At 79.6% G+C, this 7,532-nt stretch carries 6 protein-coding genes; 1 reads left to right on the plus strand and 5 read right to left on the minus strand.

Features of this window, described 5'->3' with window-relative positions; all coding sequences use genetic code 11:
* The 5 genes from ACWGL3_RS29615 to ACWGL3_RS29635 form a co-directional block, all read right to left on the minus strand.
* Window positions 1-563, minus strand: a 563-nt coding sequence (locus ACWGL3_RS29615; protein WP_452462050.1) for a hypothetical protein, incomplete at its 3' end; no start/stop codon positions are given.
* Between the two features lie 48 nt (window positions 564-611).
* Window positions 612-2,246 carry an RAMP superfamily CRISPR-associated protein gene (locus ACWGL3_RS29620; protein ID WP_452462051.1) on the minus strand — a complete coding sequence of 545 codons (1,635 nt, stop codon included), beginning with the start codon at window positions 2,244-2,246 and terminating at the stop codon, window positions 612-614.
* Window positions 2,243-4,192 (minus strand): hypothetical protein, encoded by a 1,950-nt coding sequence (locus ACWGL3_RS29625; protein WP_452462052.1) that lies wholly within the window; start codon window positions 4,190-4,192, stop codon window positions 2,243-2,245. Before ACWGL3_RS29625 ends, ACWGL3_RS29620 begins: the two co-directional genes overlap by 4 nt.
* An 82-nt stretch (window positions 4,193-4,274) precedes the next feature.
* Complete coding sequence (locus ACWGL3_RS29630; protein ID WP_452462053.1) at window positions 4,275-4,955, minus strand: hypothetical protein; 681 nt, start codon at window positions 4,953-4,955, stop codon at window positions 4,275-4,277.
* A complete protein-coding gene (locus tag ACWGL3_RS29635; protein WP_452462054.1) occupies window positions 4,952-6,856 on the minus strand; it encodes a hypothetical protein in 1,905 nt (634 codons plus the stop codon). The genes ACWGL3_RS29630 and ACWGL3_RS29635 overlap by 4 nt, the downstream gene beginning before the upstream one ends.
* Window positions 6,857-7,159: 303 nt before the next feature.
* Between ACWGL3_RS29635 and ACWGL3_RS29640 the strand changes: the two genes are divergently transcribed.
* Entirely contained in the window at window positions 7,160-7,339 is a 180-nt protein-coding gene (locus ACWGL3_RS29640; RefSeq protein ID WP_267949006.1) for a hypothetical protein, read from the plus strand.
* Window positions 7,340-7,532: the final 193 nt, after the last annotated feature.

Here is a 7,532-nt window from a genome sequence, read left to right on the forward strand (position 1 = left end):
GGACGCGGGCGGGCGCGGCCGGTGAAGTCGGTCCACCCCACCGGCAGGGCGGCCCGGGTGCCGGAGGGCTCGCTCGTCGCCGAGAAGGGCACGTCCCCGCCGAGGGTGCGGCTGTGCGCCCGGCCGTTCCACCCCTGGAGGAGGAACGAGCGGTCGCGCGGGCGCAGCCACTCCGGGAGCGGGGCGGGGTCGTCCGCGCTGATCCACCCGTCCTCCGCCCCCTCCCCGAGCCTGATCTGGGCGCGGGGGCCGAACACCAGGACCTCCAGGACGCGCCACCGGTCGGTCGCGGGCCTCAGCGCGGGGGCCGACAGGTCGGCGGTGGACGGGTGGTCCGACCGGCGCCAGCGCCCGCCCGGGCACGCGCCGGTGATCCGTCCGTCGCCGAGTTCGGCGAGCAGCCACTGCGGGGCCTCCGGCGCTCCGGGGATCCCGTCGGTCCCGGTGTCCAGGAGGCGGCAGCGGACGCCGCGCGTGAAGACGTCGTCGAGGACGCCCTCGACCTGTCCGCCGTCCAGCCGCCGGACGGCCAGCCCCTCCGGCCTCGGGGGTGTGTGGTCCACCTGTGCTCCCTTCCGTCCCGTCGTCCGTCCCCGCCCCGTGCCCCGGCCTCACCGCTCCCCGCCGGCCCGCGCCGTCCCGCCCCCCGGCGCGAGCCGGCTCCTCAGGGCCGACACCCACCCGCGTGCGGTGGCCGCCTCCGCGCTGCCCGGGGCGAAGAGCGCCGTGAGCAGGTCCACCCGGTGCGGCGGCCCGCCGTCACCGGTCCAGGTGGTGAGGGCGGCCCGGGTCGCGGTCAGGCGTCCGTTCCCGCTCCCCGCTCCGGCCCCGAGGGTGTCGAAGGGGACCGTCGCCAGTTCTCGCACGACGAGCACGAGCAGGCCGCGCACCGCGTCGTCGGGGTCGCGGACGTCCAGGACCACCTCGCCGCTGCCGCCGCAGTGCAGGTCGCTCGTGAACACCCGCCCTTCCACCGCGTCACCGAACAGGGAGTCCACGGTCAGGCGGGTGGCGGTCAGGTGCGCGCCGCCCCTGAGATGGGGGGCCGCCCTCAGGCGCACCCGCGAGGGGCGCGGGCGCGCGCCCCCGGGCCCTGTGTCCGCCCCCCACCAGTGGGCGTGCCATTCCTGCCACCGGGCCCCCTCCGCGCCGAGGTGCTCGGCGGCGTCCCGGACCAGCCTGCCCCCGATCCTCTTGAACAGGGCGAACAGGGCGGTGTCCCCGAGCACCGGCGCGAGGCGGACGGAGGCCTTGTCGGCGTCGGACACGACCGGGCGGTGGCGGTGTGCCCGGTCCACGGTCCCGAGCCTTTCGGGAGCGGGCACGTCGCCGACCATGATCAGGCCGGGGCGGGGGCTGCGCGGCGGCGGTCCGGCGGGCTCGGGCTGCTCGGCCACGGCCAGCGTCAGGCGCAGTTCGGCGCGGTGGCGCCGGTCGGGGCGGGCGGGGCGTGCCTCCAGACGGGCTGCCGCCGCCGCCCGCCCGTGGGCGCGCAGCCGCGCGGCCAGCGCGGTGGACAGCTCGGCGGGGGCGTCCGCGAGCGCCGCGGCCCCGCGCTCCCAGCGGTCGGCCCAGGACCGGGCGTGGTAGGCGAACCAGGCGCGCTCGTCGGTGAGGTCGTGCCGCTCCGCGGTCCAGTGCGTGGCGCGGACGGCGCCGTGGCCGCGTCCGGTGCGCCCCCCGACGCGGATGCCGGGGCCCTCCCCGGAGAACCCGTCGGCGGCCAGGACCAGCAGGTCGAGCAGGAGCTCCTCGTCGGCGGGGGCGGGCACGCGCAGCCGCATGTGGGCGGTGAACACGGTGCCCGCCGGCAGCACCTCCCACTGCCACATGTGCCCCGGGCGGACGGTACCGGAGGCCGGGTCCACCCGGGTGCCGACGCGGACGGCGACGGTCGTGCCCTCGGGCAGCTCGGCGGCGGCGTCGTCGACGTCCAGGGCGCTCGCCGCGGGCGCGTCCGGCTCCCCGCCGGGCGGGGGCCCGGACTCCGGCGCCCCGAAGAGCCGGCTCACCTTGCGGGGGTCCTCGGTGCGGGCCGCGAGTTCGTGGCGAAGCAGGCCCGCCAGGGTGGTCGCGCGCAGCCGGGGCACGCCCGTGCGGGGGTCGCGGTCCACGCGCAGGTCGACGTCGCCCTCCGCGGCGTGGCGGGGCACCGCCCGGGCCGCGCCGATGTGGGTGTCGGAGAGCAGGCACAGCCGGACGGCGATCTCCCAGAGCGGCCCGGGGCGGGCGGGGCGGGTGCTCAACCGCCTCCCCCAGGATCGTGGCGGCCCTCCTGGGCGGCCCGCAGGACCACTCCGGCCTCGGACAGCCAGGAGGAGGCGAGGAGCAGTGCCAGGCGGGGAGCGGCCCGGCGCTCCCACACGCGGGCACGGGAGGAGAGCCCGCTGGGGTGGTCGCGGGGCGGCAGGCCGTCGGTGAGGGAGAGGTCGACGGCGGCGAGTGCCCGGGAGTAGGCGGGGCTGTCCGGGGGCTCGGGCCTGTTGTCGCGCCACCACGCGGCGGCCGCGCCACCGTCGGCCAGGGCTCCGAGCCAGGACTGCACGGAGACGGGACCGGGTCGGCCTGGCCGGGACAGCCGGGCCCCGGCGAGGGCGCGGACGGCGCGGTCGTGCAGGGCCTTGTGCGTGCCCGCCCGGTCGGCCCGGCCGCGCGCACGGCCGGAGACGGTGCGGCCCAGGGCGGTCAGCGCGTCCTCGGGCGTGCGGTGGGGGTGGCCCACGACCTCGCGGAGGCGTCCGAGCAGGCTGGGGGTGAGGGGGGCGAGCCCCCGGGCGGAGTCCCGGGCGAGGGAGCGTGCGTGATCGCGGACCGGACGGGAGGCGGCGTTCCACAGGAGTTCGTCGTAGAGCTCCTCGAGCCCGCCCTCCCCGCCCGTGGCGGTCGGGACCACAGGGACCGCCGAGACCGCCGGAACCGCCGGAACCGCAGAAACCACTGGGGCCTCAAGGACCTCAGGAACCTCCGGGACCGCAGGAGCCGCAGGAACCGCCCCGGTGGGCGCCGGCGGGGGCGGGACACGCGCGGGGGGCCGGCCCGCGGACGGGGCCGCCGCGAGCGGGACGGCGGTCGGCGCGAGGGGGCGGGGCCCGCCCGGCGGGACCGGGAGGAGCGTGAACTGGCCGTGGCCGTCCACCACCCGTTCGCCCAGCGGGTGGGCCTCCAGGTCGCGGGCCTGGTCGGCGGTCAGGCCGCCGTCGAGTCGCAGGCGCACCACCGCACCCGGCACGGCCGCCCACCGCTGCGCCATCGGCCCTCGGTAGCCCCGGTGGTAGGCGCCGAGCAGCCCGGCCTCCACGTGGTGGGCGAGCACCCTGGCGCCGGAGCCGGGGAGGCGGCGGGCGAGGAGGTCGAGCACGGCGGGCACCAGCGCCCGCGGGCTGGACTGGCCCTCCTCGCCGACCAGCAGGGCCGGGGAGAGCAGCAGGAGGTCGAGGGGGGCGCCGGGGGGCCAGTGGCGCGTGTGCGGGTGTGCGACCCGGTCGGACGACAGCAGCCGGTGCGGGTCCGCGGGGGCCACGCTGACGCCGCCGTGGGCCCGGGTGCCGCCGGAGCCGAGGGTGAGGGTGCCGTCCGCCTCGTCGAGGACCTCGGCGACGCGCTCGGCGAGGTCGCGGAGGGAGCCGCTGTCGGCGGCGAGCAGCTGCCAGCGGGCCTCGAAGACCTGGCCGGGGTCGACGGTGGTCGCGAAGAAGGGGACCCCCTGGGACCGGTCGCCCGTGCGGGACCGTCCGAGGTACTGCTCGGCGGTGGTGCGCACGGCGGCGCGCAGGGAGCGGTCGAGGGTGACGTGGCCGCGAACGGCCCGGTAGGGGGTGGCGGGGTCGGTTCCCGCGAAGACGTCGACGGTGGTGTCGCCGTTCTTGCCCGGTGTGTAGAGGTGGGCGGGGGCCGGGTAGGCCACGAGCGCCCGCGCCGGCGCGGAGTCCGCCGGGAGGCCCGGGTCGGCCCCCGGTTCGAGGCGCGGGTAGGCGGGGGCGAAGCGGATCCGGTCGCCGCGGGCGACCCAGTCGAGCAGCTCGCGCTCGCGGCCGGCACGCCGGAGCGCCGCGGCGAGCATGCCGCGCTGGGCGCGCCCGCCGATGGAGTGCTCCGAGTCGATCCGCAGCGGGTCGAGGGAGGTGCGCACCGCCAGGGTGTCGGTGAGCACGTAGCGCAGCGGCAGGTAACCGGTGGCGGGGAGCGGGTTCACGCACCCACCCCCGCGGGCGGCGCGGTGCCCGCCGCGGGGGCGGGGCGCCGGCCGCGGGACGCGTCCTGGAGGGGGCCGGTGTTCACACACGTACCCCTTCCCGGTCCGGCCCCTTCCTCACCGGCGCGGCCAGGCGGAGCGTGACCGCGTGCGGGTCCCCGTCCGCCCCGGCCAGGCGCACGTCCACCCGGCCCCGTCCGCGCGTGGTCCTCAGCCCGATCCGGGTGGTGGCCAGGCAGGCCCGGGCCAGCAGCCGCCAGTGCGCCTCTCCGGGGGCGGTCGCCCAGGTCAGCGTCGCGGACAGGGTCGGCCCCGGCAGGAGTACCCGGTTCGTGCGCAGCCTCCCCGGCTCCGGGGCCCCGTCCGGTCCGACGGCGGTCCCCGACTCCAGGGCGGTGTACGCGTCCGTGACCGCCCGGCGCAGGACGGAGCGCAGGGGTTCGTCCCGGCCGGCCAGGGCGCGCGCGACCGCCGAGCGGACGTCCTCTCCCAGGACGGCGTGGCCCACCCGCAGCATCCGGTCCGCGCCGTGGGAGCGCCTCCGGCCGAACACCTCGTCGCACGCGGCGGCCAGCTCCGGGGCCGCCCCCAGCGCGTCGGCCGCCCCCGCGCGCAGCCTGGCCGCGAGGCGGTGGCGGGGCAGGTAGGGCAGACCGTGCTCGTCGGTGACCACGTCCGTGTCCGCGCCCGTCCCGTCCGCGCTCGCGCCGACGAACAGGGCGGGGGAGGCCAGACACACGACGATGCGGTCCGGCGGGCTCACGTCCGCGCACCCCCCGGCGGAGCCGGGGGGTGCGGGCCGCCGGAACCCGCCCGCCCCCGCGGCCGGGGCCGGTGGGGCTCGAGCGCCGCCGCCAGCCCGGGGTCCAGGTACAGGTCCATCACCTCGACCGCGTCGAGCAGCGCGCCGGGGGTCCACTCCCGGGGGAGTCCGACGGGGCCTCCGGTCACACGGGCGCGGCGGGCGAGCTCGGGGCCGGGGTCGGCGCCCGACTCCAGCAGGGGCACGAGGGACGAGACCAGCCAGCTCCGCCGCCGGGCGTCCCCCTCCGCGAGCAGGCTGCCGGGGGCGGACGCCGACAGGTACCGGTCGAGGAAGCGGGCGAACCCGGTCCCGGTCAACGGCAGCCCGGTGCGGGGGACGGACGCCAGACGGGCGCCGTCGAGGCGGCGCAGGACCCGGTCGACGCCGTCGAACCGCGTCGTCCAGGCGACGGCGTGCTCGTCCGGCGCCCCGGGGTCGGCCTCGGCGAGCGCGACCCTGTGCTCCTTGGCCCTGCGGCACATCGCCTCGCACAGGTCGTAGCCCAGGGAGAGGGGCGCGCCGACCGGCTGGACCGCGATCCCCACCCCGACCGTGGGCACGAAGGTGGTGTGCCCGCCCCCGTCGGGGCGGCGCACGGTCCGGCCCGCGCCCGCCGGTCCGCCGTGGGCCCCGGCGAGCGCGCGGTGCAGCGCCACCCGGGGGTCGTGGGGGTCGCCGATCCGCTCGGGGTCGGCGTCGAGCCAGTCGAGCGCGTAGCGGGCCAGGCTCAGGGCCAGGCGTGCGTCGCACAGGACGGTGAGGTCGTCCCCGGCGACCACGATGGGGCGCACCGGTATCCGGACGGGGCCGGGCGGGACGTGGTGGAGGGTGACGGGCCGGGCGGCGCCGGCGCCCGGGATGACGGGGGCCCGACCGGGCTCGGCCCGCACCGTGGCGGCCACCGCGCGCACCAGGACCCGGGCCAGTCCCTCGGTGAGGCCGGCGATGCGTCCGGACAGCAGGCGCTGGGCCATCGCCCCGGAGCCGGGCACGCGGGGGTCCCCCGCGCGCTCGCGGTAGGAGCCCAGGATGATCCCGAGGCCGTTGACGTCGATGTGGACCACCGCGATCCTGCTGACCTCGCCGTGGTCGCGGCCGAGCCGGTCGACCTCCATCGGGAGCGCGAGCGCGGGCGCGCCGGTGGCGGTGGCGGCTCCGGCCAGCCAGTCCGCGCTGTGGGCGCGGTGCCAGCGGCGGCCGATCCCGCGGGCCCTGGCGACGTCGGCGGTCACCCGCTCGTGCACGTCGGGGTGGTCGTCCTGGGCCCGGCTGCTGTCCACCGTCTCGGCCGGGCCGCCGCTGACGGAGCAGACCGCGGTGATGCCGTACCCGTGGGCCGGTGTGTGCAGCGCCGACATGTGCCGTCTGGCCTCCCGCAGCCGCTGCGGGAGGACCGCCAGGGCCGCGTCGACCCCGGCGACGGGCGCGGGGGCCGCCGCGGCGCCCGGCCCGCCGTCCGCCGGCGCCCCCGGGCCCGCGGCCTCCGCCGCGCCGTAGGGGACGTGCGCGACCACGGGGTTCAGGTCGCCCGCGCGGTCGCGCAGCCGCCGCGTGTAGCGGGCCGTGAACCGGCGCGCGGCCGCGGCGTCCGGGAAGACCGCCGTGAGCGCCCCTCCCGCGTCGCGCAGGACCACGCAGCCGGGGGGAACCAGGTCGGCGATGCCGTGCTCGGCGTCGGAGGTGTCGGTCAGCTCGGCGACGAGCGCCGCCCGTCCCACCGCGTCCAGGATGCGGCGCCCGCTGTACACGTAGGCCTGGATGCCGCGCAGGTCGACGCCGACCACCACACCGCTGGGCGGCGGCCCCCCGGCGTCCGGGGCGGCGCCGGGCGGGCTGTGCGGTGCGGGAACGGGGGTCACCGTGTCGGGTCTCCTCGTCGGCGGGTGCGGGGAAGGGCGCGGGGAGGGGAGGGCGCGGGCCGCGCGGGGCCGCCTCCCGGGGACTCCTCTCGGACGGTGCCCGCCTTCCACCGGCCGTGAGAGACCACGGTTACCACCCGGGCCCGGGGGCCGCTCCTCCGGGGGCGGTCGACGCCGGGCCTCGACCGCGTGGTGGTGCCGGACCCGGGGACCGCCCCTCCGGGGGCCGTCGGCCCGCCCGGGACCGGGGCTCTGTCCGAGAGAGCTGGGTGCACCGCCCTTCCCCGGCACGGAGGTCTCCCCATGGCACCGCACACGTCCGAGACGATCGCCCTGCGCGGCCGCGACCCGCACGCCCCTTCCGCGGACGCGCCCGAGCTCGTCCCCCGCGAGCTCGTGCCGCACCTGCGGGGGCTGGCCCGCGCGCTCCGGGACCGGGACACCGGGCGGACGGCGCCGGAGGGAGGGGCCCCGCACACCTGAGTCGGCGCGGGGCCGGACGGCGCCGCGGACCGTGCCGCTGCCCGGCCGGGCAGCGGCCCCGGCGCCTGCGGGAGCGGCCTCCGGCACACGCGACCGGCAGGGGCACGGGGGAAGGGGCGCCGGCACACGCGAACGCCGGGGACACGGCGGGGAGGGGGCGCCGGCTCCCACCCCCGTCCACGGGGTGGGAGCC

The sequence above is a fragment of the Nocardiopsis sp. NPDC055824 genome, from assembly GCF_053616335.1.